The organism is bacterium (genome assembly GCA_035454885.1).
GTDB lineage: Bacteria > UBA10199 > UBA10199 > JACPAL01.
This window is the reverse complement of the sequence record DATIGE010000049.1, coordinates 37,088-62,018: the sequence shown is the minus strand read 5'-3', so window position 1 is coordinate 62,018 and position 24,931 is coordinate 37,088. Positions and strand designations below refer to the sequence as shown.

The following is a 24,931-nucleotide window of genomic DNA, read 5'->3' as shown; positions in this document are numbered from 1 at the left end:
GCGGTAACCTCCGGTGAACCGGCGGTTCCGGCGGACACGACGGCGCCCGCGGGCGGAGAGGCGGGGGATGTGATCAACCCGATGGAACCCGGCGGGCCGACGACGGGCCCCGCGACGGGCGGCGAGGTTCCACTCCCGGATACGGACGGCGACGGCGTCGCCGATGCGTCGGACGCCTGCCCCGGCACGGTCTCCGGCACGGCCGTGGACGGGAAAGGATGCCCTCTGTCTCCTCCAACACCGACCGGGGCGGAGATCGTCAAGTTCGTCGTCGAAAAGTCGGCGGCCCCGGGAGCCGAGCTCATGACCTTCCACGTGGATTTCGAATTCGTCAGGGCCAAGGAGGCCTACGTTTGGGGCAATGTCCTCAACCGGACGCCTTCGGACGGAAGCCTGGCGGCGGCCGAACAGTGCAAGATCCAGGGGGATCGCTCCCTCAGGACGAACGAGATCGGAAAGAAACTGAACCCGGGCACCGATCCGTACACGAAGCTGCCGGTGGAAGGGATCCTCTGCGACAACACGAACTGCAGGAGCTCCTCCTCCTCGGCCCAGTTGGACTTCAGTCCCAAGGATGGGAGCCGTTTCAACGACGTTCTCTTGAAGAAGGACCTTTACGCCTACCAGAACATCGAGGTGTTGAAGCAGGTCGAAATGGACAACAAGATGGTCGCCGTGTCCCCGGGCATCGTTTTTGAGATCGCCGAGAAGAACCCCTCCTGTCGCCTGGACCTGAAGAAGGACGGCAATCTCGTGACGGCCGGCGAGTTCTATTTCCGGAGCCACGCCCAGTACGGCAATCTCTGCCTCGTGTTGCTGGGGGACGACAACGCCTGGAAGGTGCAGTGCGTGACCGGCGACAAGCTCAAGGCGTCCAACGTCGCGATCACCGCAAGCTCGGTGAGCGTGCCATCGGACAAGATGGCGGTCACTCTCAAACTCGATTACTCCCCGGGCACGTCCGCGCAGGCGACGGGGTGCTCCCAGAAGCCAAATACGATGGTGCAACCCAACGGGCTCGGCCACTATGAAGGCGAGTGCGCGATCAACGCCCTGACCAAGGCGATCGACGTGACCGTCTACGGCGTCGGCGAGAACAACAAGCAGAAGAAATCGTACACGATCGAGCTTGGGTCCCCGACCGTGACGCTCAAGCCCATGGGCACCGTGCCTCTGGAGAACGAGACCGGGGACTTCAAGGTTCAGTACAAGGCCGTCCGCAACTTCACGATCAAGGAAGAGGACTCGGTCCTGCAGAGCGGCGAAGCATCTTGGTTCCAGCAGACCTATTTTGAAGGCTTCAAGTCGGATAATGGTTATAAGAATGCATCGGCGCCCTCCGAATTCTCGGGCGACAGGCCCGTCACTCAGGACATGAGCCACAACGAATGGTGGTTCGGCATCAAGGACTTTGACGGAAAAGAGGAGTTCAAGAAGTACACGTCGCCCGGATACCCGAAGACGTTCAACCTCAGTCAGACCAGCGGCGGAGGCGGCATGGATCTAAGCGGCAGCGCTTGCAATACCGGAGGCGTCAAAATCTACCACCTGTTCAACTGGAGCGGTAAGAACATCAAGAGTCTGAGTGTTGCCGGAGACGACGCACAAACGGTCGGCATAGACACCGGCCATTCCCAACTGCCCACGGGCGCGGCGGGAGAGCACTTCGGCACCGTCAAGATCTACCGTGATCTGGGCTCCAAGAGCGATACCTGGACCGCAGGAATGAACTTCACGGTGACGGCGACCTTCCTGGACGACTCCACGACGACGCGCCACTGGAACATAACCGGCTGGAGCTGCAATTGATCCGAAAGAATAAAGAGTGAGGAGAAGCCTATGAAACGCCTTTCAATCTTCGAGTCCCTCTACGTCCTGGCGGTCTTAAGTGTGGCGATGGCCGGTTGCGGCGGTGGCGGAGGAACGAAAATCGAGGGGGAGCCATCGGGATTGAGCGCCTGCACGCCGCCCTCGGCCTCGGCCGGGGCCACGGTCGTCTGTGAGGTCAAGGGGATCAGCGAGGACTGCACGGTCTTTTTCGGCGGCAAGCCCGTCGAGTTCGTCTACCACCCCGAGAACGAAACTGTGGAGTTCACGGTGCCGCCGAGCCTGCCCGGAGACAAGACCATACACGCCCAGTGCGGGGACAGCGGCGTGAAGCTGATCGAGAAGAATTTCAACGTTCCGGGCGTCGGGGCGGGTCCCGAAGGTGTGACGCCACCGGAAACGCCGCCGCCTTCCACGGCCGAGGGCGAGACGATCACGCCCTCCGGCGGCGAGACGACGGGCACCGGAACCACCGGCGGCACGACGGGCGGAACCACGGGGGGTGAAACGTCCCCGGCGGAGCCCCCGGCGCCGACGGCCGCGACGATCAATTCCTTCAACGTGACCAAGGTGACCGCGGGCGCCGAGATGAACACCGTCAAGATCGACTGGAGCTTTTCGGGCGCCAAGGCGGCCTACATTTGGGGCGACTTCAACCGCGAGGCCACGGACGCCGGACTCGCCGTCCCGGAACAGTGCAAGCTCGTGGGGACGCGCCACCTGGTGACCGGACCCGATGGCAAGAAGCTCAATACGGGGTCCGATCTGTACAACAGCAATCTGCCTTTCCTGGAGGGTGTGCTCTGCGACAACGCGAATGCGTCGACAGACGACGACTGCAAGTCCGTGAGCTCGACCGCCTTCCAATTCAGCCGTCCCCTTGAGGAGAGGGATGTCTATGCTATCCAGCTCGAACTCAAGGAGCAGATGTTGAAGGACATCACTCTCCAGAAGGACAAGGTGATGGAGATCGGCCCGATCATTCCTGTTTTTGTCGAGGAGACGAATCCCAATTGCCGGATCGATCTCGCCAAGGATGATGCCTCACTGATCACGACGGCAACCATTTACACCCGGCCGCTCGTCCAACACGCCCAGTTCTGCCTCGCCTTGAAAGGCTCGGATGAATCGTTGATTGTGCAGTGCAAGAGCTATGAGGCGCCTAAGGCAGGGCTTTCCGTGACGGGTGCTCAAATGACCACCAAGGCGGGGGATGACCGGCCCAAGGTGAAAGTGTCTCTCTCCTACACCAACGTCATCGCGCTTCCTTCTGTCGCGGCCGCGGCCGGTTGCTCGCCGGAGACGGGTACGAGTTGGCCCGCCCTGGCGGGGGCGACCGGCACCTTGAATGCGTTGTGCGATCTTTCCGGTTTGACGGCGAACATCACGGCGACGGCACACGGCATCGGAGAGAACAACAAGGAGACGAAGAAAGTCGTCGCAACGCTGGGGAGCCCGTCCCTCGAGTTGAGATGGGACAACGACCCCGACACCGAGCCCGAAGTTTGGCTTGCAGGGGGTGGGGTTGGCACCGCAGACGACTCAGGAACCGTGAGATTCATCTGGAGGATCAAGCAGGACTACACCGTCAAGGAAGACGGGGGCGCGACCTTGGATTCCGGCAATATCCCTTGGGGTGTGAAGTTCATCCGGTTTTACGGCGGCGTCTCGGAGCAGAATTCCCCTTTGAGGAAAGAGCAGCCGGTGACCCCGGGCGAGTCGCAAGGGACCGTGACCATGAATCGAGACCACGGGCAGTATTATTGGGCGGCAATCGGCGTCGATTTAAGCGGCAACACGTTCGGGTACGCGTGGAAGGATTGGCCTTATGTACCGGAGTTTAGCGTCACAGGTGAGGCCATCACCAGTCAGTGGGTGGATTCCTTCGACGATTGCTGCGGAGGATGGGACTGCGACGACGAATGCGGTCCTTGCGCCGAGACGGAAGGTACCCATATGACGGTCGGTGCCACATGGTCAGGGAAAAATATCAAAACAATCACGTCGGATTGCGGCAATCTGACCATCAATCCGCCCGCGAAGGAATACGGGTCTCAGGGCGGCTCCCTTTCGGGCCAATTTAATATGGGCAATTCCTTTCCGGCCAAAACCTGCAAGTTCACGGCGACGGGCTATAACGGAACAACGCTTGAGGACACGTCGACCTGGAACGGCAGTTGCCATGACGTGGCGTGGTAATCGTGATTCTCAGTCGGAGTTCGAACAGGCAAAAACCACGCCGCAATTCAGAAGAAAGCCGGGGTCGAGCTTTTTCTTGAGACCCAGGAATTTCTGGTAGATGACATCTCCGAAATAGGCCCTGTAATCTGTGCCCGGCGAAACCACCTCCGACTGGATGTACCGCCGGTAGGGCGTTGCGTGACGCGCGGCCACAAGACTCATGACGTCCCGCTCGACGGCCAGCACGAGCGAGGGGTCCGGCCGAACGGGCGAGCCCCAAATTCCCACTCCGACAAAATCCATGTTCGCGGGAAAAATGAGCGGCGGATTGAAGGAGACGAACTTGATCGGGTAAACGTAGTCCTGGCGGTAGAGGAACGTCTTTGCATGGGTCTCCCGGATCCGCTGGATCGCCTCTTTCGCCGCGTCCAACTCGGCCGTGGGGACGAAAAGGGTGAACCAGTAAAGCGGTTCCGCATCGCCCGCGTTGATCGGGGGAACCGTTCCCTCTTCGTTCAGGGGATAGAGCGGATCTGGCCCCAAGATCTTGAGCTTGGCGGAGACGACGATCCCCAGCTGCCCCATCGAACCGAACATCCAAGGGAAGAGGTCGTCCCCAGGGCGGATCTGCAGGACGTCACCCGCTCCGGTTACGAGCGTCATTTCAAGGACGTTTTCCCAAAATCCGCCGTGGACGTCGGATCGCCCGCCGATGCCGCCTGCAGCGATAAAACCGCCGACGGTGGGGCCGCCCTGCCCGTCGTTGGTTACGGGTAAGCGAAATTTTTGGTCCTTCAGGAAGGCGCGCAATTCATAGATGCCCATGCCGGCGCCGACCGTGATGCTTCCCGGTTCGCCGAATCGATAGCCCCTCAGACGGTCGGTGAGAATCAGCAATTCCCGGCTGCGGGGCAGGCTCGCGCCGTTCATCGAGTGGGCCTTTCCGCGGACCCGGATGGGGGTTCTTGACTGGTTGGCTTTGCGGACGAGTGCCACGACCTCCTCGAGAGAGGACGGATGGGAGGATTCGTACGTATCGGCGCTCAGCCTGAGTTGGCCGAAGTCCTTGAGCGGTCCCGAGACTGTGGACGGCGGTGACGCAGGGGTGGCGAGGTGCAGTGCGATGACGGAGACGATCAGGTAGCCGGTGATCAGCCAGGCCGTGCGTTCGACCGTCGACTTCTTTTCCTTGCCCCGCAGGCTGAAAAAAGTGGGGAGGACAAAGGCCCCAAGAATAAGCGCGATGTGCAGGATCGGGACGCCTTTCCCGTAGAGCACGAACAACGGCCCCATCAGAAAGCTGAGCACGATGCAGGAGACGAGCCGATGGGTCGCGGCTAACGACCATCCTCGGCCGGATAAAACAACGTACAAAGTGCGGGTCCCCGTTGCCTCGTCGCCGGGGACATCTTTGTAGTCCTTGAAGGGAGAGGAGGCGGCGAAACCGATGAACGCGGCTCCGGCATAGGCCAACTCCATTCCGGTCAATTCATAACGTCCGGTGCTTGCCATGCCGATCAGAAGCGCCAGCGATGCGACCAGGCCTTCGATCGCGTAATTGATCGGAAAGATCCGTTTCAGCCGGGTCAAAGGGTGGTGATAGGCGGCTGTGAAAAGGAGGTAGAGGAGATAGAGATAGCCCAGTTTCGGCGCCGCAAAGCAGACGGTCAACGCGAGCCAGACGATCAAGCCATGGACGGCGATCAGGTCGTCCCGATCGATGCGGGTGACGCGTTGATTGAGGGCGTCCGAATCCCGGTCGTAATAGTCGTTCGCGGCCACGACACCCTGATGGATCAGGAGGACGATCAACGCCTGCAGCCAGGTCATGGGGCGGATGTTTCCGATGTCCCCCGCAAGCGCCGCCCCCAGAAAGACCAGTGCGACCCAGGGTAGGCTGTGATTGACGCGTTTCAGCGAAGGAAGGAAGTTCCGGAAGTTCAGGGCCACGTAGAGGACGAAGGACAGGAAGAGGTACCCGAAGCCCCGGGCTGACCCTTCCTTGAGGGAGCCGAAGACCGCGTTCCCAAACTTCGGATACAGGGTGACGGTCGCGATCAAGAAGAGATAGCCCAGGGCCGCCCCGAGCAAGGTGCGCCACGGCGACCGGGAACGCAGGAATAGATAGACGGCAAAGGCGACGAGGGCGGACCAGGCGGCGATAGCTTCGCTGTACGAATTTCCGGCGCCGTGGAGCGTGGGGTAAAAGCGGTCCAGATAGAAATACCGGAAATTACCGGGGCCAAGCCAAAAGACGTCGATGAGCGGGGGCAATAGCCCGACAAGGATTCCAAAGACGACGGACCGGGAGACCTTTTTCCAGCTTTCCCCCAGGAGAGTCGACGCGATCAGGGTGAATCCCAGGAAAGTGGCAAGGTAAAACGCCGTGTAATGCGAGAGGATGCTCAAGCCCAAGCCCAGGCGGGCGAGATAGATCTCCTCCACCGTGCGTCCTACGCCGACGGCGAGGACGATGAAAAACAAGGGAGCGGGATGATAGGGTCGGCCCTCGAGGCGGTCCAGTGCCTTGTTAAAGTGACGCGTCATTTGAATCTTGAGTCTGGTGAACGTGTAACCCTTGGGTTACATTGAGTCAAAAGAATGCGCATTTTCGCCCTGACGGTCGCGATGACATCGCTGGCGGCCCTATTTTTTGGATGTGCCTCTCCAGAACGGGGAGAAATATCCCCGCCCGTCCCATTGGCAAAGCAGCAGGAGCTCTATGAGACATTGCGGAACAGAGACCCCCAAGCGCCTCACCTCGTCGAATTGCCACCCGGCTCGCCGGAGTTTCCGCAAAATCCAAAAAATCCGCTGACCAAGGCCGGGGTCCAGCTGGGGCGCTGGCTCTTTTACGACCCGATCATTTCCGGGGACAATACGATGTCGTGCAGTTCCTGCCACGTGCAGTCCCTGGGATTCGCCGATCGCAAGCGATTCAGCCCCGGCATTCACGGGCAGAATATGGGGCGAAACACGATGGCTTTGGCGAATTTGGCCTGGAGCCGGAACTTTTTCTGGGACGGCCGCGCGCCCAGTCTGGAGGCCCAGGCGGTCATTCCCATACAAGAGCCGAAGGAGCTTGACCAGCCGATGACCGGCCTGATCGAGGAACTGAAGCGGCATCCGGTTTATCCGGCTATGTTCGGCCTGGCCTTCGGGAATACGGAGATCACCGAGGAGAGAATCGGGAGGGCGATCGGACAGTTCGTCGCCAGCATCGTCTCTTTCGAGGCGCCGCTGGATGAAATCGAGAGAGTCGATGTCGGGTTAAAAAGAGAGGATGAAATTTCCCCGGAATTCCTCGAATTCCGGTTGACCAAGGCCGATAAGATTACCAAAGACACCTTGAATCTGTGCGCCAAGTGCCACAGAGGCGTCGATCGGCATGGAAACGCCACGGGCCTCTACGGAGGTTACCGCATGGCCAATAATGGTTTGGAACAGGGGCAATTTAAGGCGCCGACCTTGCGAAACATCGCTCTAACGCCTCCCTACATGCACGATGGGAGATTTGATACCTTGGAGGAAGTTCTCGATCACTATGATCACGGCGTTAAGGATTTCGGCGGGTTGAGTCCCGCGTTGCGCGAAGCGAACGAACAGCCGAAGAAGCTGAATCTGAGCCCGGAAGCAAAGAAGAAAATCCTGATTTATCTGAATCTCATGACGGACAAGGCCCTGCTCCAAAATAAAAATTATTCGAATCCTTTTCGTTAAGCCCCACTTCGATTCATTCAGCCCTCACCCGCCGGATACATCTTCTCGATGAGTTCGCCGAACTTCTTGTCCAAAATCCGGCGCTTGAGTTTCAAGGTCGGCGTGATCTCGCCGCCGTCGACGGTCAGCTCGTGGGGGACGATCTCGAATTTCTTCACCTGCTCGTAGCGCGAGAGGTCGCGGTTGACGTCCTCGACGATCTTCACGAACCTCTCGACGATCTTCTTGTTCCGGCACAGCTCCTCGAAATTCTTGGCCGTGACGCCCAGGCTCTTGGCCAGGACCTGCAGCTCGGCCTCGGCGGGAAAGATCAGGGCCGTGATGTATTTGCGGTTGTTTCCGATCGCCATCGCGTTGGCGACGATCGGGGACTGGGTCAGCATGTTCTCGATCGGCAGGGGCGCGACGTTCTTGCCGTTGCTCATCACGATGATCTCTTTGATGCGGTCCGTGATCTTCAGATAGTTGTCCTCGTCGAAGACGCCCACGTCGCCCGTGTGCAGCCAGCCGTCGGCGTCGATCGCCTCCGCGGTCGCCTTCGGATTGTTGAAGTAGCCCTTCATCACGTTCGGCCCCTTCGCCAGGATCTCGCCCTCGGGCGAGAGCTTCACCTGCACGTGCGGGAGGAGCTTGCCCACCGTCCCCGGCTTGAACTTGTTGGCGTAATTGAAGCTGATGACCGGGCTGGACTCGGTCATGCCGTACCCCTCGTAGATGGCGATGTTCAGGTTCCGGAAGAAGGTGATGACCTCCGGGTTCAGGGCCGCCCCGCCGGAGACGAAGAAGCGGAGCCGCCCGCCCATGGAGGCGCGCAGCTTGCTGTACACGAGCTTTTCGGCCAGGGCGTAGGAGACCTTGAGGGCGGGGTTGAAGATCTTGAGGCCGTTGTCCCGGAAACGTTCCTCGGGCCGGTGGCGCTGGCGCCGGTCGGCGGCCTGCTTGCGGTGCATCCGGTCCTGGGAGGCCCAAACCTGGCGGCCCACCTCGACGGCCCATTGAAAGAGCCTTTTCTTGACCGGGTTCGATTCGTCGATCTTCTTCAACATGCGCGTGTAGATCTTTTCGAAGAGCCGGGGCACGGCGCACATGATGGTGGGCTTCACTTCCGTCAGGTTTTGCGAAACCGTGTCGATCGATTCGGCGTAGGCGACCGTCGCGCCGAAGAGGAGGGGGACGTAATAGCCGATCGTGCGCTCGAAGACGTGCGAGAGGGGGAGGATCGAAAGCATGATGTCCCTCGCGTTCACGTCGGTGACCGAGGCCACGCCGTAGACGTTGGAGAGGAAGTTCCGGTGCGTGAGCATGACGCCCTTGGGGTCGCCGGTGGTTCCGCTCGTGTAGACGATGCTCGCGACGTCGTCGCGCCTGACGAGATCCAGCCGCTTCTCGATGGCGTCGGGTTTCTTCCTCCGCGCCTCGGCGCCCCGCTTGAGAAAATCCTCCAGCGAGAGGACCTTATCCTTCTTGAGGGCGACGCCCTCGGGCCTGCGCACCACCACGAATTCGAGCGAGGGCACCTCGGCCCAGACCGACTTCACCTTTTCGAACTGGTTCTTGTCCTCGAGGACCACGCCCACGGCCCCCGAGTCCTTCAAGATGTGCCGGACGGCGTGAGCGATCAGGGTCTCGTAGATGGGCACCGTCGCGCCGCCCGCGAACATCGTGCCGAAATCGGCGACCGGCCACGCGGGCGAGTTCTTGAGAAAGAGGGCGAAGCGGTCGTGCGCCTTGAATCCCAGGTCGATCAGGGCCTGGGCGAAGTCGCTCGCCTGGTCGAGGATCTCGGAGTACGCCACCGGCGCGTAACGCCCGTTCCTCTTTTCCATTACGGCCGGTTTCGAATGGTAATGCGACGCGCAGCGGAGGAAGACCCGGGGGAGCGAGATGGTCTGATTCAAGTCCATCCCGAGGTCCGAGAGGAAATAGTTGAGCAGGGATTCCTTCCAGTGGTCTCTGTTTTTCATGAGGGCCGCCGAGAGCACGTTTTAGATCCTTAAAAAAATAGATACCCTGAATCGCACCCGAAGGGTGTGGTGAACGATGGTTATGCGAACGCACGGAGGGAAAGGCAAGGGGAAAAATGGGGAGATTCGTTGACTTCGGCGAGCGTGCTGTGTCAAAAACCATCGTCTTTTTGAGGATTTGAAATGTCTCAGCCCGAAGGGGAATACGAGCTCAGGCTCTCCAAGCTCCAGGAATTGAAAAAGCAGGGCATCGCCCCGTATCCGAACGGGCTCCGGGTGAGCCACACCTCCCGGGAGCTCCTCGCGGACTACGACGCACTTCCCAAGGAAGAGGTCGAGAAGATCGACAAGAAGTTTTCGGTCGCCGGGCGCGTGATGTTGCTGCGCTCCTTCGGCAAGGCGGCCTTCGCCAAGCTCAAGGACCGGGGCGGCCTCTTTCAGGTCTTCATCGAGGAAAAGACGCTGAGTCCCAAAGACTTCGACCTCTTCAAGAAGATCGACCTGGGCGACTTTCTCTACGCCGAGGGAAAACTCTTCCGCACCAAGACGAACGAATTGACCCTGCGCGCCGAAAAAATCCGTCTCGCCGGCAAGTCGCTCCGGCCGCTCCCGGAAAAATGGCACGGGCTGACGGACGTCGAGACCCGCTACCGCCAGCGCTATCTCGACCTGATCTCGAACGACGGGGTCAAGGAGGTCTTCCTCAAGCGCTCGAAGATCATCCAGGCGATCCGCGAGTATTTCACCCGGCGGGACTTCGTCGAGGTGGAGACGCCGATGATGCATCCGCTCGCCGGCGGGGCGGCGGCTCGGCCGTTCGTGACCCATCACAACGTCCTCGACCGCGACCTTTACCTGCGCATCGCGCCGGAGCTCCATTTGAAGAGGCTGGTGGTGGGAGGCCTCGAGCGCGTCTTCGAGATCAACCGCAACTTTAGGAACGAAGGCGTCTCCACCCAGCACAATCCGGAATTCACCATGCTCGAGTTCTACCAATCCTACGCGACCCACGAGGACCTGATCCGGGAGACGGAGGCGTTGTTCGGGGAACTGGCGCTGTTGATCCACGGCAAGAAGGCGTTTCCCTACCAGGGCAGGGAGATCTCCTTCGAGGCCCCGTTCCGACGGATCACCTACCCCGAGATGATCCGCGAGGGCGAGTCGAGCCTCGTGCAGCCCACGTTCGTGCTGCCGTTCCCTCTCTCGGAGTCGCCGCTGGCGCGGAAGAACGACCAGAATCCGGAGGTGGTCGACCGGTTCGAGCTCTACGTGGCGGGCATGGAGATCGCCAACGCCTTCTCCGAGTTGAACGATCCCCTGGACCAGAAGGAACGCTTCCTCCAGCAGGTGGAGGCCCGCAAGAAGGGCGACGAGGAGGCGATGCCGTACGACGAGGATTACATCCGGGCCCTGGAGCACGGCCTCCCGCCGACGGCGGGCGAGGGGATCGGCATCGACCGGCTCGTGATGATCCTGACCGACCAGCCGTCGATCCGGGATGTCATCCTGTTTCCGCTGATGAGGCCGACCGCCTAATGTTCGAAACCTTCATCGCCCGCCGCTACCTCTCCACGCGGCACAAGCCGCCGTTTGTCTCCCTGATCCTGTCGATTTCGCTCCTGTCCGTGGGCGTCGGCGTCTTCTCCCTCATTTTCGTCCTCTCCGTCATGAACGGTTTCGAGAGGGACTTCCGCAGCCGCATCCTCAATTTCCGCGCCCCGCTGACGGTCTTGAGCACGACGGGCGAGGACCTGTCGGAGCGCATGGAGGACTTCCGGGCGGCCGACCCGCGCATCCGCAAGCTCGTGCCCTTTGCGGAGGGCGAGGCCGTGGCGCAGACGGAGGAGGGCGGCGTCCTGGGATTGCGTCTTCGCGGGCTGGGGGAAGCCCCGGACGAGGCCCGTCTGGGGCGGTACTACGCCTCGGAGGCGTTCGGGGAGGACAGCGTCGTCCTGGGAGACGAGTTGGCGGCGGCCCTGCACGCGCATCCCGATTTTCCGGAGGAACTGAGGATCATCTTTCCCCTGGGCGACGTGGGGCCTTCGGGAGAGGTGATGCCCCGCGTCCGACTCTTGAAGCTCACGGGGATCTTTCACTCCGGATTCTACGACTACGACAGCAAGTACGCGCTCGCCCCCTACGCGCAGGCCTTGCGCCTCTTCGGCGAGCAGGCGCGCACGGGGCTCGAGGTGTGGGTGGAGCCGCGCGACGCCGCCGACGCCGTGCGCGCCGTCCTGGAGGCCAAGGGCTTGAAGAACCTCCGCGTCGAAACGTGGCGGGAGGCGAATCCCAAGCTCTTCGCGGCGACCAAACTGGAAAAGATCGGGATGTTTCTGCTTCTGGGCATGCTCCTCCTGATCGCCGCCTTCAATATCTACGGCCTGGTCTCGCTCACCGTGCTCGACAAGACCAAGGACATGGCGGTGCTCCGGGCCGTCGGGCTCTCCGCGGCCCGAGTGCGGCGCATTTTTTTATGGAAGAGCGCCGCGATCGGTTTCATCGGGACGGCGTCGGGCGGCGCACTGGGGCTGTTGGCCGCGTGGCTCCTCACGAAGTATCCCGTCCCGCTTCCGGCGAGCTACTACATCGAGCATCTGCCGGTCGCGGTCGAGCCGTCGGACGTCGTGACGGTCCTTTTGCTCGTGCCCTTCGTCACCTTTCTGGCGGCGCTCTATCCCGCGCGTCAGGCCGGCCGGGTCTCGCCGGTCGAGGCGCTGAGGTATGAATAAATGAGTTTGGAATTTTCTCTCGCCCGCCGGTTTCTCTTTTCCAAGCGGCGCGGCCGTTTTCTCTCGGCGGCGGCGTGGATCGCCGTCCTGGGTCTGGGATTCGGCGTCGGTGCCCTTTGGGTCGCCTTCTCCGTCCTGACCGGTTTCCAGGCGGAATACCGGCGCGCGATCTTGGGCATGAACGCCCACGTCATCCTCCAAAAAGCGGACGAGATCAGCGACGAGGCGGAGGTGGAGCGCGAGGCGGCGTCGGCCGGATCCAGCGAGGAAGTGGCCGGCGTCGTGCCGTTCATCTACCGGGAAGGGCTGGCGGTCTCGGGCCCGCAGGTCAAGGGGCTGGTGCTCAAGGGCGTCGACTTCGACCGGTACATCCGGTTTTCGCGCGTCGACATCCGGCGGACGCCCGCGGCGCCGGCGGAGAATCCCGAAAGACTTCCAGAGATCGTCCTGGGCAAGACGCTCGCCCAGGATCTGGGACTCACGCGGGGCGTCTTGAGGGTCCTTTTCCCCCAAGGACTCAAGCCCGAGGCGATGGGCGTGAAAAACGTGAAGAAATTCTTCGTGGCCGGAACCTTCGAGTCGGGCTTGTACGAGTACGATGCAACCTTTGCGCTTCTGGATCTGGAGACGGCGAAGGGGTTTTTTCAGACGGACGGCAAGGTGTCCGGGCTCGAACTCTGGCTCAAGGACCCCGATCGCGCCGGCGTTTGGGGGGAAAGGCTCCGCGAACGTTTCGACTATCCGTACGTCGTCATGACCTGGCGGGAGCTGAACGAGAACGTCTTCCGGGCGTTGGAGATGGAGCGGCTGGTCTTCGGCGTCATTTTGGGGGTCTTGGTCGCCGTCTCGGCGCTGAATGTCGTCGGAACGCTCGCGATGCTGTTTTTGGAAAAGCGCGGGGAAGTCGCCCTGTTGCGCGCCCTGGGACTCTCCTGGAGGCGGATACGAAAAGTGTTTCTTTTCGACGGTCTTTTGATAGGGTGCGCCGGCGTCGCCGCGGGCCTTGCGTTGGGTTCGGGCGTGCTTTTGTTTCTGGACCTGTGGAAGCCCATTGCGCTCGCGCCGGAGGTCTACTTCGTGAGGAGCGTGCCGGTCGTCTGGTCGGGTACGGTCCTCGCGGGAGTGGCGGCGTCGTCGCTCCTGATCGTCCTGGGCGCGAGCGCGCTCACCCTCGCTCGGGTTTCTCGGTTGAACGTGGTGCGTTCGTTGCTGGAAGCGTGAAGATGCAGCCTTTGATTCAGGCCAAGAACCTTCGAAAGTCCTATTGGATCGACGCGATCGAGACCCCGGTGCTGAAGGGGGTCGATCTGTCCATCGGTCCCGCGAGCCTGACGGCGATCGTCGGCGCGTCGGGCACGGGCAAGAGTACGCTCCTGCACGTCCTCAGCGCGCTTGACCGGCCGGATTCGGGGGAAGTCCTCTTCGAGGGAGAAAATCTCTACGCCCGCGACGACGAGCGTCTCTCGGAATTCCGCAACAAGACCGTCGGATTCGTCTTTCAATTCCATCACCTCCTGCCCGAATTCACGGCCCTGGAGAACGTCATGATGCCCCTCCTCGTGAGGGGCGTTTCGCGGACCGAGGCTTCGGGCAAGGCGCTCGTGTGTCTCGACCGGCTGGGTCTCGGCGCACGCGCGGAGCACCGGCCCGCGGAGCTTTCGGGCGGCGAACAGCAGCGCGTCGCGGTTGCGCGGGCGATGGTGGGGGAGCCGCGCGTGCTCTTCGCCGACGAGCCGACGGGCAATCTCGATGAGGAGAACGGACGCAAGCTGGTCGATCTCTTGCTGGACCTGCACCGGGAGCGTGGGACGGCCCTCGTGCTGGTCACCCACAACGCCGCCGTGGCGGGCCGGTTTCCGGAAAAGATCCGCATCGAGGGCGGTCGGGTCGGGGGCGCGGCATGAAGAGGATCTTCGCGGCGGCGATGCTCGCGTCCACGGTCCTTTTGGCCTCGGCGCCGGCCGGAGCGCAGACGATCCGCGAGATCCGCTCGCAGGGCAATCAGCGCGTGGAGGAGGCCACGATCCTCGCCACGGTCGAGAGCAAGGTCGGCATGGCCTATTCTCCGGACCGGGTGCGCAAGGACATTCAGGCGCTCTACCGCCTCGGGGTCTTCGACGACGTCCGAGTGGAAAAAGCCGCCGCCGGAGGGGGCGTCAGGCTCGTCTATATCGTTTCGGAGCGCTCGCAGATCGCCAAGATCAGCTTTGTCGGCAACAAGAAGGTGAAGGAGGAAAAGCTGCGCGAGCTGATCGACGTCAAACCGTTCGGATCGACCGACGCCGCCCGCCTGGACAGCTCCATCCGCAAAATTCAGGAACATTACGTCTCGGAAGGCTACCACCTGGCGGAGGTGACGCCCGAGTTTAGAAAGATTCCCGGGAACGCCGCCGGAGACGAGCTCGTCTTCAACATCCGCGAGGGAGAACCGGTCCGGATCAAGCGCATCAACTTCATCGGCAACAAGGTTTTCTCCGACAAGGAGCTGCGCAAGAAGATCCGCAGCAAGGAGAAGGGCTACCTCTCGTGGCTGTCGTCCAGCGGCAAGTATCAGGACGAGCAGATAAAGAGGGACACGGCCTTTTTGGTCTACCACTACCAGAACAACGGCTATCTGAAGGTGAAGGTGAGTCCGCCGCAGGTCTACCTCTCGCGGGACCGCAAGTGGCTCACCGTGACCTTCCATATCGAGGAAGGCGAAAAGTACAAGGTCCGGAACGTCGATATCGAAGGCGATATCCTGACGACGAAGGAGGAGCTCCGGAGCAAGTTCAAGCTGAAGGGCGGCCGGGTCTACGAGCGCAAGGCGGTCGAGGAAGACCTGCAGACCCTTTCGCAGATCTACGGCGACCAGGGCTACGCCTTCGCCAATATCAACCCGCAGATCCAGCCGCACGACGAGGACCTGACCGCCGACGTCACCTACTTGGTGCAGAAGGGGCCCAGGGTCTACGTCGAACGTATCAACATCTCCGGCAACACAATCACGCGCGACAAGGTGCTCCGCCGCGAGGTCCTCCTGACGGAGAACTCCCTCTACAACGAGACGCGGCTCCGCCAGTCGCAACAGAGGCTGCAGGCCCTGGGCTATTTCGAGGAGGTCAACTTCGCGACGCCCCGCGGGTCGGCGGACGACCGGATCAACATCAATATTACCGTGAAGGAGAAGCCCACGGGCACGTTTTCCATCGGCGCCGGTTTCTCCTCGGCGGAGAATTTCATCTTTACGGCGTCCATCGCGAAACAGAACTTCTTGGGCTACGGCATCAGCGGCCAATTTTCGACCGAGCTCTCGTCCAAGCGGCAGCTCTTCGTCCTCTCTTTTGAGGACGCGCACTTCCTCGACTCCGACTGGCTTCTCTCCGTCTCGGGCTTCCGCACGGTCAACGTCTTCACGGACTTCGACCGCCGCTCATTCGGCGGATCGCTCAGCCTCGGGCACCGGCTCTTCGAGTGGTCGAGCATCCGCCTGGGCTACCAGATCGAGGACGTCGACGTCGGCGACTTCCGCACCACCGTGCCCGCGGTGTTCAACCAAAACCTTTCCGGTCTCACGTCCAGCGCCTCGGTGACGTTGGCCCGCGACACGCGGAACAACCGGATCTTCCCCACGAAGGGCATGTACGCGAGCTCGTCGGTCGAGTACGCGGGATTGGGCGGCGACAACGAGTTCCTCCGTTGGACCGAGAACTTCCGTTATTACCAGCCCATCTGGAAAGGGCTCGTGGGCAAGATCAACATGACGATCGCTCAAATATCGAGCTTGAACAGCCTGCCCGTGCCCCTCTTCGAGCGCTTCTTCATGGGCGGCGTCAACTCCCTGCGAGGCTATACGCTCAGGTCCGTGGGCCCGTCCGTGCAGATTCCGAACTCGGTCGCCGGCGGCGACAACCGTTTCGTGTACGGCGGCAACAAGATGGTTCAATTCAACTTCGAGCTCGAGTTTCCCATCTACGAGCCGGCCGGTTTCCGGATGGTCACCTTCGTCGACGCGGGCAACTCCTTCGCGGAGGACCAGAATTTCGCCCTGAACCGCCTCCGTTCGGACTTTGGCTTCGGTCTCCGCTGGAACTCTCCTCTCGGCCCCCTTCGTTTCGAATGGGGCATCCCCTTCGGCCGCGACCCCGGCGAGGACCCCATCGTGTTTAATTTCACCATTGGGAGCTTTTTCTGACGAAGCAAACCTTCTTGCGTTCGCTTTTTTGCCCGTATAAAAGATGCGGAATCATTTAAGGAGGATTTCAGCCATGAAGAAAATTTTCGCGATGGTGACCGTGTTCTCCCTCGTACTGGGCGCAGCGTCCGCGGTTCAAGCGCAGGAAGTCAAGATCGGCGGCGTGAACTTCCAGCAGGCCTTGAACGAGGTCGAGCAGGGCAAGCGCGCCAAGGCGTCCCTCAAGGCCGAGTTCGACGCCAAGCAGAAGAAATTGGCCCTCCAGCAGGATGCGTTAAAGAAGCTGCAGGAAGAGGCCCAGAAGCAGGGCTCGGTCCTTTCCAAGGACGCGATGGCCGCCAAGCAAAAGGAATTCTACGATAAGCTCACGGAGCTTCAGAAAAACATGGAGACCTATCGCGGCGAACTCGTCTCGAAGGAAGCCAAGATGACGAACCAGATCCTGCAGAACCTGAAGACGATCACAGCGGAGGTCGGACAGAAGGAAGGCTACACGATGATCGTCGAAACCTCCCAGGACGCCGTCCTCTATGCCAAGACCAAGGACGATCTGACGTCGCGCCTGATCGGCATGTACAATCAGCGCTTTACCGGTCCCATCAAGATGGAGTAAAAATTTCTGATGCCCGCTCGCCGGCTCGACAATGACATCTTGTCGATACTCGCTTGCCCCAAGTGCAAGGCGGATCTGACGCTCGCCGGCGATGAAAAGGGCCTGATCTGCGAATCCTGCCGCATCGTCTATCCCATCCGGGACGGCATTCCCGTGATGCTCATCGAGGAGGCGTTTCCTATGAGATCTGAAAAAGGTGGCGAAGCCCCCGTCAGGGTCCCATCGGGCGAAAAGGCCGTGTTCCTGATCGTCGAGGGCAAGAACAAGGGCGACCGGATCGACCTGGAGAAGGGCACCTGCCGGGCCTTGGGGCGATCCTTGGACGACGCCGAGCGGACCAAGATCTTCGCCGTGGACGCCGCGGTGAGCCTGGACGACGCCTCGAAGAAGGTCGTCATGCAGTACCTGAGCAAGCAGTTCCACAAGAGCGACGGCGCCAAGTCCGGTCCCCGGCCCAAGGCGGCGGGGACGGAGAGCCTGGGCGGTTTCGTCCGGGAGAACGACGTCCAACTCAAGGACACGGCCATTTCCCGGCTCCATGCCATGCTCTTCTACGACGAATCGGGGTTGGTCGGCATCCTGGACCTCGTGAGCAAGAACGGCACGTTCGTCAACGGCGCCGAGGTGGAATCGAAGATCCTCAAGAAGGGCGATCTGATCACCGTCGGTGGTACCAAGATCCGATTCGAGGCTTAATTTTCATGTATTCAATGACCGGGTTCGGCGTCGCTCAAGGGAAAGTCGGGCGCTTTCGCCTCGTGGTCGAGGCGCGTTCCGTCAACCACCGTTTCTGCGAGGTCAGCTTCCGTTCGCCGGGCCGTTTCGCCATCTTCGACCCCGAGGTGGCCCGGCGCGTGCGCGAGCGTTTTGCCCGCGGCAAGTTTGAGCTCTTCCTCCGGGAGGAGAGCGTCGACCGGGAGCAGGCCGAGATCGAACTGGCCAAGCGCTCCTACCGCGTCTTGAAGCGCCTCCAAAAGGAGGTGGGGATCTCGGGTCCCGTTTCGATCTCGGACATCCTCACCTGCCGCGGGATCCTGTTCGCCCACGCCGGCTCGGAGGACATCGAGGCCCTCCGTAAGCCCCTGATGGCTCTTGTGGACCGGGCCTTGGACAGTCTCCGGACGATGAGGTCCCGCGAGGGCTTGCGTCTGCGGAAATGGTTCGAGGGCCGGGCCAGGCACTTGTTCAAGCTCCTCCAGGTCATCGAAAAGGAGGCCCTCAAGCGCGGCGACAGCTACCGCAGGAAACTCGAAGAGCGATACAAGGGGCCGGGGACCATGGAGGAGGGTCGCGTGTTGCAGGAGACGGCGATCATGGCGGAACGCGCGGACGTGACCGAGGAAATTGTTCGTCTTCGGAGCCATCTTCATGAGTTCGAACGGTTTACGCGCTTAAGCGAGCCCATCGGGCGGAAGTTCGACTTCCTCGCCCAGGAGATGGGCCGGGAGATCAACACGATCGGCTCCAAGTCGCAGGGCGTGAAACTGGCCCACCAGGTGATCGAGTTTAAGAGCGAGCTGGAACGCATCCGAGAGCAAATCCAAAATGTCGAGTAAGCCGGGCCGCATTTTTGTCGTCTCCGCTCCCTCGGGGGCGGGCAAAACGACCTTGCTCAACCGGCTCCTGGCGGATTTTCCCGACATCGCCCGCTCCGTCTCCTGCACCACGCGCCCCCCGCGGTCCGGCGAACGTGACGGGGTCGATTACGTCTTCCTCGACGACGAGACCTTCCGGGAAATGGTTCAAAAGGATCTCTTCTTTGAATGGGAGGAAGTCCATTCGTCGTTCTACGGGACGCCCAAGGGCCCGTTGGTCGAGCGCCGCGCCCTGGGTCTGGACACGGTTCTGGACATCGACATCCGCGGCGCCATGAGTCTCCGCAGGGCGTATCCCGACGCCTGCCTCATCTTCCTCCTGCCCCCCTCGCTGGAGGCGTTGGAGGACCGTCTCAAGGCCCGTCGGACCGAGGCCCCCGAGGCCCTGAAGCGCCGACTGGACAACGCAAAACGCGAGATGGCCGAGCGGGACAAGTTCGATTATGTTATTATCAACGATAACGTCGATCGTGCTTACCAGGAATTGAGGGCCATCGTTGATAAGGTTAGAAGACATCCTTGAAGAGGTTCATCGGTACAACCCCGACTCGGATCTCGACCTCATCAAGAAAGCCTACGTCTTTTCCGCCAAGGTCCATCAGGGGCAGACGCGCCGTTCGGGCGAGCCCTACCTGATCCATCCCTTGGAGGTCTCCCACATCCTGGCCCAGATGCGTTTGGACCCTCCGTCGATCGCCACGGGCCTCCTCCACGACACGGTCGAGGATACGCTGACAACCGTCGATGAGATCGAATCCATCTTCGGAAAGACGATCGCGCACCTGGTCGACGGCGTGACGAAACTTTCGAAGATCAGTTTCGCGTCCAAGGAGCAGCGCCAGGCCGAGAACTTCCGCAAGATGTTCATGGCGATGGCGGAGGACATCCGCGTCATCTTGGTGAAGCTCGCCGACCGGCTCCATAACATGCGGACCCTCCAATTTCTCCCGGAGGAAAAGCAGATCAAGATCGCGCAGGAGACCATCGACATCTACGCCCCCATCGCGGGCCGTCTCGGCATGCAGGAGGTGAGGATCGAGCTGGAAAACCTCTGTCTCAAGTTCCTCAAGCCCGACTTTTACAGGACCCTCCAGGAAAAGGTGGAAGAGGTCGAAAAAAAGAGCGGGCGGTTCATCGAGGACGTTCGGGAAGCCCTGTCGGGCAAGATGGCCGAATACGGCCTCAAGGCGGACATCCAGGCCCGGACCAAGCATCTTTACAGCATCTACAAGAAGATGGAGGACCAGAAGATCGAGTTCGAGCAGGTCTACGACCTGATTGCTTTCCGGGTCATCGTGCAGACCTTGCCCCAGTGCTACGAGTCGCTGGGACTCATCCACTCCCTTTGGAAGCCGGTGCCCGGTCGGTTCAAGGACTACATTGGCATGCCGAAGGTGAATAATTACCAATCGCTCCACACGACGGTGATCATCCCGCGCGGCCAGCGGGTGGAGTTCCAGATCCGCACCAAAGAGATGCACCAGATCGCGGAATGGGGCATCGCCTCCCACTGGCGTTACAAGGAGAGCGGCGAGATCGACATGAAGGACGAAATGAAGTTCCGCTGGATCCGGCAGTTCCTGGAGTGGCAGAAGGAGCTCTCGGATCCGGCCGAGTATCTCGACACGGTCAAGCTGGACCTCTTTGCGACGGACGTCTACGTCTTCACGCCCAAGGGCGACATCCGCGAGTTGCCGACGGGATCGACGCCCATCGATTTTGCCTACGCCATTCACACGGAGGTGGGTCACCGCTGCGTCGGGGCCCGGGTGAACGGCAAGATGGTCCCTCTCCGCTACCAGCTCAAGAGCGGTGACACCGTGGAAGTCATGACCCAATCCGATCACAGCCCTTCCAAGGACTGGCTCAAATCCGTCCAAACCTCCCGCGCCAAGGCCAAGATCCGCCAGTTTATCCGCGAGGAACAGCGCGAAAAGGCGGTCGCGCTGGGCAAGGAGCTCGTGCAGGGAGAGATCGAGAAACTGGGCCTGAAGGAATCCAAGGTGATCGCGGGCGAGGCCTATGACGCCTTCGCGCGCGAACGCGGGATCAAGAGCGTGGGGCATCTGTTCGCGCTGATCGGCTACGGAAGGATTTCCGTCGGCCAGCTCCTCACGGCGGTGTTGTCCAAGGAAAAGCTGGAGGAGCTGGAAAACACCCGTCCGGAGGCCGCCAAGAAGTCCTCGGCGATCGGCCGCATCTTCCGCAAGGCGTTCGAGAAGAGCTCCGGCGTCGTCCGCGTGAGCGGCTATGACGACATGCTGGTGACGTTGGCCAAGTGCTGCAATCCGATTCCCGGCGACAGCATCATCGGATTCATCACCCGCGGGCGCGGCGTGACAATCCATTCCACGAACTGCAGCAAGGTCCTGGCCTCCGACCAGGCGCGGCGGGTCGACGCGAGTTGGAACCTCAAGACCAAGCTCCCGACGGCCACGAAAATCCGCGTCGTCTGCGTCGACAAGCCGGGTCTCTTGGCCGACATCAGCCAGTCGATCTCGTCGGAAGGGGTCAACATCAGCCAGGCCACCTGCCGGGCGATCGGCGATCAAAAGTCGATGAATACCTTTGAGGTGGGGATCAAGGACCTGAAGCACCTGCACCAGCTGATGAAGTCGCTGGAGAAGGTGAAGGGCGTGATTTCGGTGGAGCGGGTGAGGGACTGACGATTGTAGGGGCGAACCTCGTGTTCGCCCTAATTACGCGGCCTTTTGAACCACACCCGACCGGATGCACCGTGTGCAGGCGTTGACCCGCATGACGGCGTTCTTCACGATGACCCGGACGCTCTGAATATTGGGAAAGGACTTCTTCTTGGTCTTGTTGTTCGCGTGGCTGACGTTGTTTCCGACCAGCCTTTTCTTTTCGCAATAAAAGCAACTGCGGGCCATAAAACCTCCGAAAATCCTTAATGAAGGGGCGTTGCTAGCAGGAGGATGTGCCCGATGCAAGGGGATTTCCAGCGCGATGATAAGGGTTTGGGACGTGACGGAGAGTCCTTGGCGGCCTCTTACCTTCGAACCCTGGGTTACCGGATCCTCGAAAGGAATTTCCGCTGCCGCCTGGGCGAGGTGGACCTCATCGTCGCCCGAGGCGGGACGATCACCTTTGTGGAGGTCAAGACCCGCCGCTCCGTGGAGGCCGTTTCGCCGCGCGAACTGGTGACCCTTCCCAAACAGAGACACATCTCGAAGGTGGCCCAACATTACCTGGCGACCCGGAGGCACCGCGACGTCAACGCCGGCTTCGCCGTTCTCGGGATTGATTTCTCCGGTCCTTCGCCCCGGTTCGAATGGATCCCCAACGCCTTCGAACTCGCCTGGGGCTACTAGAATGACTGACTGTCTTTTTTCGTGACAACTACTGGAAAAGACTCTATATTCCGCCCTTCATGGCATCCAAGAATCTCGTTCTGGATTTTCAGGCGAGCGTCGCCCGGCTTCGTCATCGGACGTGCTGGAGACTTTACCATCGCGGGCGTTGGGTCCGGTGGTCGTGGCTGGAGGTTTGGGAGCGCGTCCGTGATCTGGCATTGGGGCTGAAAGTCATCGGCGTCGAAAAGTGCGACCGTGTGGCGATCCTCGCCGGGACTCGGGCGGAATGGAGCCTCGCCGATCTCGCCGTCCTTTCGCTCGGGGCCGTTTCCGTCCCCATCTATCCCTCGTCGACCCCGGAACAGGTCGCCTTCATTCTAAACAATTCGGGCGCAAAGGCGGTCTTCGTGGAGGATCGGGGACAGTTTCGAAAGATCGCGCCCTTTCGAAAACGCCTTCAGCGGCTCCAGACCCTCGTCCTGATGGAGGGATCGCCGGCCGGGAGTGCCCTGACCCTCGACCGCGTTCTTCTCTTCGGGCGCGACGGTCACGAAGAGGCTTGGCAAGAGGGTTTTCGGGGGATCGGGTCCGGCACGACCGCGACGATCGTCTACACCTCGGGAACCACCGGAGATCCCAAGGGGGCCGTCATCACCCACGGAAGTTTCCTGAAGGAAGTGGAGGCGTTCCAATATGCCTTCGACCTGGGCCGCGGGGACACGGCCCTCTTTTTTCTGCCCCTCGCGCATATTTTCGCCCGTGCCCTTCAATTCTGGCAACTGGCCTCGGGATTCGAGCAGGCGTACGCGCGCGGGCTGGATGCGGTTCCCGAGGATCTCAAAACCATCCGTCCGCATTTTACGGCCTCGGTTCCCAGGGTCTTTGAAAAATTTCGCGAAAAAATCCAAGCCACGTTGAAAGACGCCTCGCGCGCCAAACGGATCCTCCTCGGGACGGCTCCGTTCCTCCTGTCGCGCAAGATCCGCGGTCTTTTCGGCGGGCGGTTGCGGTACGCGGTTTCGGGCGGGGCGCCCCTTTCGCAGGATCTCGCCCTCTTCTTCGATCGGCACGGCGTCCGGATCTTCGAAGGCTACGGATTGACGGAGACGACGGCGGGGATCTGCATCAACACGCAAAGGGATTACCGCTTCGGGACGGTCGGCCGTCCCGTCCCCGGCACGCGGATCAAGATCGCGGGGGACGGCGAGATCCTCGTCAAATCCCCGCTGGTCTTTCGGGGGTATTACGGGGACCCGGCGGCGACGCGGAAGGTGTTCACGAAGGACGGATGGTTCAAGACCGGGGACGTGGGCGAATTCGATCGCGATGGTTTCCTCAAGATCACCGACCGTAAGAAGGACCTCATCATTACCGCGGCGGGGAAGAACATCGCGCCGCAGAACATCGAGAACCTGCTGAAGACGACGCCCTACATCAGCCAGGCCATGGTCCATGGCGACCGCCGGAAGTTTTTGTCGGCCCTGGTGACCCTCAATCGGGAGGCCGTTGGCCGGTGGATGGAACGGCGGGGAGTGCGTCTCAACGGCCACAGGAGTCCCGGGAGGCATCCGGAGGTTCACCGGCTGATCCGCCGCGCCGTCGAAGAAACGAACAAGCGACTCGCGTCCTACGAGACGATCAAGAAGTTCGCGATCCTCGATCAGGATTTTTCACAGGAAGGCGGCGAGCTCACGCCGACCTTGAAGCTCAAGAGAAAAAAAGTGGTCGAAAAATACGGGGACGTGCTAGACAGACTCTACTTGTAATCAAACACTCAAAGGAGGGGTTTATGACCCAAGCAGGAGCCGGAGGGAAGGGAACGGGACTCGCGCCCAACATCGCGAGCATGCTGTGCTATATCTGCATGCCGATCACGAGCATCGTCTTCATGCTGATGGAGAAGGAAAACAAGGACGTCCAGTTCCACGCCTGGCAGGGAACCACTTTCGGCGTCGGCTGGATCGTCGTGGTGGTCGCCCTGAACATCCTGACGATGATCCTGGGCTCGATCGCGAGCTTTCTGGGCGTGATCATGAGCATCCTGGTGCCGGTCTTGGGCCTCGCCGTCTTCGTCCTGTGGATCATCTGCCTGGTGAAGGCCTATCAGGGCGAGCGCTGGAAGATCCCGTATATCGGCGATTTCGCGGAAAAGAAGGCCGGGTTGGCGTAACCTCGCCCGGCCTGCGGCCGCCCTCTCTTTATCAAGGAGAGGGTAGGGAGAGGTTTCATGTGCGCCGTCAAACTGATTTTCGGCATCCCGTGTCCGGGGTGCGGTTTGTTGCATTGTCTCTGGGCCCTCCTCCACGGCGACGTGGGGAGGGCCTTTTTCTTTTTCCCCGTCTGGCCCGCCTTCATCCTCTTTCTTGCCTTCCGGCGGCGGCGTTACGCGGGCGAGATTTTTCTCGCCCTTCTCGCCGTCCAATGGGCGGCCCGGATCATGTTTTCGATTGACGCCGGTGGCGTGGCGGGAAATATCTTCGCGTCAGGAGGACATCCATGACCCCCAAGGAATATTTCGAAAAGCTTCCCGCGAGCCTTCAGGGAAAGGCCGACAAGGTTTCCAGCATCAACGCGATCTACCAATTTGACATCAAGGGCCCTACGGGTGGCACTTGGACGGTCGATCTCACGGCCCCGGGCGGCAAAGTGACGGAAGGAGCCTCCGCCAGCCCCAACTGCACGGTGACGATGGAGGACGAGAACTTCGTCAAGCTCGTGACCGGGGCGTTGAATCCCCAAATGGCCTTCATGACCGGCAAGTTGAAGGTCGCGGGTAACATGGGGCTCGCCCTCAAACTTGCCACCATCATCTAA

At 61.0% G+C, this 24,931-nt stretch carries 20 protein-coding genes and 1 pseudogene; 18 read left to right on the top strand and 3 right to left on the bottom strand.

Features of this window, described 5'->3' with window-relative positions:
* The first annotated feature begins 132 nt into the window (after positions 1-132).
* Positions 133-228, top strand: a pseudogene (locus VLJ37_09130) (OmpA family protein).
* A gap of 1,611 nt (positions 229-1,839) precedes the next feature.
* A complete protein-coding gene (locus VLJ37_09125; protein HSA59832.1) occupies positions 1,840-4,026 on the top strand; it encodes a hypothetical protein in 2,187 nt (728 codons plus the stop codon).
* A gap of 9 nt (positions 4,027-4,035) precedes the next feature.
* On the opposite strand, the gene VLJ37_09120 is transcribed toward VLJ37_09125, so the two are convergent.
* A complete protein-coding gene (locus VLJ37_09120) occupies positions 4,036-6,555 on the bottom strand; it encodes an FAD-binding protein (GenBank protein HSA59831.1) in 2,520 nt (839 codons plus the stop codon).
* Between the two features lie 153 nt (positions 6,556-6,708).
* Between VLJ37_09120 and VLJ37_09115 the strand changes: the two genes are divergently transcribed.
* Positions 6,709-7,728: a cytochrome c peroxidase gene (locus tag VLJ37_09115; protein HSA59830.1), complete on the top strand. Its 1,020-nt coding sequence runs from the start codon at positions 6,709-6,711 to the stop codon at positions 7,726-7,728.
* 17 nt (positions 7,729-7,745) lie between these two features.
* Here VLJ37_09115 and VLJ37_09110 read toward each other — a convergent pair whose 3' ends face one another.
* Positions 7,746-9,692, bottom strand: coding sequence for a long-chain fatty acid--CoA ligase (locus VLJ37_09110; protein HSA59829.1), 1,947 nt, complete (start codon positions 9,690-9,692; stop codon positions 7,746-7,748).
* Positions 9,693-9,875: 183 nt separating this feature from the next.
* On the opposite strand from VLJ37_09110, the gene VLJ37_09105 reads away from it, so the two are divergent.
* The 10 genes from VLJ37_09105 to VLJ37_09060 all read left to right on the top strand — a co-directional run bounded on the left by VLJ37_09105 (position 9,876) and on the right by VLJ37_09060 (position 21,469).
* Positions 9,876-11,228 (top strand): lysine--tRNA ligase, encoded by a 1,353-nt coding sequence (locus tag VLJ37_09105; GenBank protein ID HSA59828.1) that lies wholly within the window; start codon positions 9,876-9,878, stop codon positions 11,226-11,228.
* Positions 11,228-12,421 (top strand): FtsX-like permease family protein, encoded by a 1,194-nt coding sequence (locus VLJ37_09100; GenBank protein HSA59827.1) that lies wholly within the window; start codon positions 11,228-11,230, stop codon positions 12,419-12,421. The genes VLJ37_09105 and VLJ37_09100 overlap by 1 nt, the downstream gene beginning before the upstream one ends.
* Before the next feature lie 6 nt (positions 12,422-12,427).
* The gene (locus tag VLJ37_09095; GenBank protein ID HSA59826.1) at positions 12,428-13,642 is read left to right on the top strand and encodes an ABC transporter permease; all 1,215 of its coding nucleotides are present in this window, start codon (positions 12,428-12,430) and stop codon (positions 13,640-13,642) included.
* A 2-nt stretch (positions 13,643-13,644) separates the two neighbouring features.
* Positions 13,645-14,325, top strand: a complete 681-nt coding sequence (locus VLJ37_09090; GenBank protein HSA59825.1) for an ABC transporter ATP-binding protein — start codon at positions 13,645-13,647, stop codon at positions 14,323-14,325.
* Entirely contained in the window at positions 14,322-16,595 is a 2,274-nt protein-coding gene (gene bamA, locus VLJ37_09085) for an outer membrane protein assembly factor BamA (protein HSA59824.1), read from the top strand. The genes VLJ37_09090 and bamA overlap by 4 nt, the downstream gene beginning before the upstream one ends.
* 73 nt (positions 16,596-16,668) lie before the next feature.
* On the top strand, positions 16,669-17,208 hold the full coding sequence (locus VLJ37_09080) for an OmpH family outer membrane protein (protein HSA59823.1): 540 nt from the start codon (positions 16,669-16,671) through the stop codon (positions 17,206-17,208).
* Positions 17,209-17,247: 39 nt separating this feature from the next.
* Positions 17,248-17,904, top strand: a complete 657-nt coding sequence (locus tag VLJ37_09075) for an FHA domain-containing protein (GenBank protein ID HSA59822.1) — start codon at positions 17,248-17,250, stop codon at positions 17,902-17,904.
* Between the two features lie 5 nt (positions 17,905-17,909).
* Positions 17,910-18,764, top strand: coding sequence for a YicC/YloC family endoribonuclease (locus tag VLJ37_09070; protein ID HSA59821.1), 855 nt, complete (start codon positions 17,910-17,912; stop codon positions 18,762-18,764).
* On the top strand, positions 18,754-19,326 hold the full coding sequence (gene gmk / locus VLJ37_09065; GenBank protein ID HSA59820.1) for a guanylate kinase: 573 nt from the start codon (positions 18,754-18,756) through the stop codon (positions 19,324-19,326). The genes VLJ37_09070 and gmk overlap by 11 nt, the downstream gene beginning before the upstream one ends.
* Positions 19,301-21,469, top strand: a complete 2,169-nt coding sequence (locus VLJ37_09060) for a bifunctional (p)ppGpp synthetase/guanosine-3',5'-bis(diphosphate) 3'-pyrophosphohydrolase (protein HSA59819.1) — start codon at positions 19,301-19,303, stop codon at positions 21,467-21,469. Before gmk ends, VLJ37_09060 begins: the two co-directional genes overlap by 26 nt.
* A 33-nt stretch (positions 21,470-21,502) precedes the next feature.
* Here the strand turns inward: VLJ37_09060 and rpmB are convergent, their stop codons facing one another.
* On the bottom strand, positions 21,503-21,694 hold the full coding sequence (gene rpmB / locus VLJ37_09055; protein HSA59818.1) for a 50S ribosomal protein L28: 192 nt from the start codon (positions 21,692-21,694) through the stop codon (positions 21,503-21,505).
* Between the two features lie 54 nt (positions 21,695-21,748).
* Between rpmB and VLJ37_09050 the strand changes: the two genes are divergently transcribed.
* Genes VLJ37_09050 through VLJ37_09030 form a run of 5 tightly spaced genes read left to right on the top strand, consistent with a single transcriptional unit; the run spans position 21,749 to position 24,931 of the window.
* A complete protein-coding gene (locus tag VLJ37_09050; GenBank protein HSA59817.1) occupies positions 21,749-22,135 on the top strand; it encodes a YraN family protein in 387 nt (128 codons plus the stop codon).
* A gap of 59 nt (positions 22,136-22,194) precedes the next feature.
* Positions 22,195-23,883 carry an AMP-dependent synthetase/ligase gene (locus VLJ37_09045; GenBank protein ID HSA59816.1) on the top strand — a complete coding sequence of 563 codons (1,689 nt, stop codon included), beginning with the start codon at positions 22,195-22,197 and terminating at the stop codon, positions 23,881-23,883.
* A 23-nt stretch (positions 23,884-23,906) separates the two neighbouring features.
* Entirely contained in the window at positions 23,907-24,287 is a 381-nt protein-coding gene (locus tag VLJ37_09040) for a DUF4870 domain-containing protein (protein HSA59815.1), read from the top strand.
* 57 nt (positions 24,288-24,344) lie between these two features.
* Entirely contained in the window at positions 24,345-24,617 is a 273-nt protein-coding gene (locus VLJ37_09035; GenBank protein HSA59814.1) for a DUF2752 domain-containing protein, read from the top strand.
* Positions 24,614-24,931: an SCP2 sterol-binding domain-containing protein gene (locus VLJ37_09030; protein ID HSA59813.1), complete on the top strand. Its 318-nt coding sequence runs from the start codon at positions 24,614-24,616 to the stop codon at positions 24,929-24,931. Before VLJ37_09035 ends, VLJ37_09030 begins: the two co-directional genes overlap by 4 nt.

Bases quoted from the DNA above. Each gene is read 5' to 3' on its own strand.
- VLJ37_09125 (HSA59832.1), top strand. From the start codon at position 1,840: ATGAAACGCCTTTCAATCTTCGAGTCCCTCTACGTCCTGGCGGTCTTA.
- VLJ37_09120 (HSA59831.1), bottom strand. From the start codon at position 6,555: ATGACGCGTCACTTTAACAAGGCACTGGACCGCCTCGAGGGCCGACCC.
- VLJ37_09110 (HSA59829.1), bottom strand. From the start codon at position 9,692: ATGAAAAACAGAGACCACTGGAAGGAATCCCTGCTCAACTATTTCCTC.
- VLJ37_09105 (HSA59828.1), top strand. From the start codon at position 9,876: ATGTCTCAGCCCGAAGGGGAATACGAGCTCAGGCTCTCCAAGCTCCAG.
- VLJ37_09100 (HSA59827.1), top strand. From the start codon at position 11,228: ATGTTCGAAACCTTCATCGCCCGCCGCTACCTCTCCACGCGGCACAAG.
- VLJ37_09090 (HSA59825.1), top strand. From the start codon at position 13,645: ATGCAGCCTTTGATTCAGGCCAAGAACCTTCGAAAGTCCTATTGGATC.
- bamA (HSA59824.1), top strand. From the start codon at position 14,322: ATGAAGAGGATCTTCGCGGCGGCGATGCTCGCGTCCACGGTCCTTTTG.
- VLJ37_09080 (HSA59823.1), top strand. From the start codon at position 16,669: ATGAAGAAAATTTTCGCGATGGTGACCGTGTTCTCCCTCGTACTGGGC.
- VLJ37_09070 (HSA59821.1), top strand. From the start codon at position 17,910: ATGTATTCAATGACCGGGTTCGGCGTCGCTCAAGGGAAAGTCGGGCGC.
- gmk (HSA59820.1), top strand. From the start codon at position 18,754: ATGTCGAGTAAGCCGGGCCGCATTTTTGTCGTCTCCGCTCCCTCGGGG.
- rpmB (HSA59818.1), bottom strand. From the start codon at position 21,694: ATGGCCCGCAGTTGCTTTTATTGCGAAAAGAAAAGGCTGGTCGGAAAC.
- VLJ37_09050 (HSA59817.1), top strand. From the start codon at position 21,749: ATGCAAGGGGATTTCCAGCGCGATGATAAGGGTTTGGGACGTGACGGA.
- VLJ37_09045 (HSA59816.1), top strand. From the start codon at position 22,195: ATGGCATCCAAGAATCTCGTTCTGGATTTTCAGGCGAGCGTCGCCCGG.
- VLJ37_09040 (HSA59815.1), top strand. From the start codon at position 23,907: ATGACCCAAGCAGGAGCCGGAGGGAAGGGAACGGGACTCGCGCCCAAC.
- VLJ37_09035 (HSA59814.1), top strand. From the start codon at position 24,345: ATGTGCGCCGTCAAACTGATTTTCGGCATCCCGTGTCCGGGGTGCGGT.
- VLJ37_09030 (HSA59813.1), top strand. From the start codon at position 24,614: ATGACCCCCAAGGAATATTTCGAAAAGCTTCCCGCGAGCCTTCAGGGA.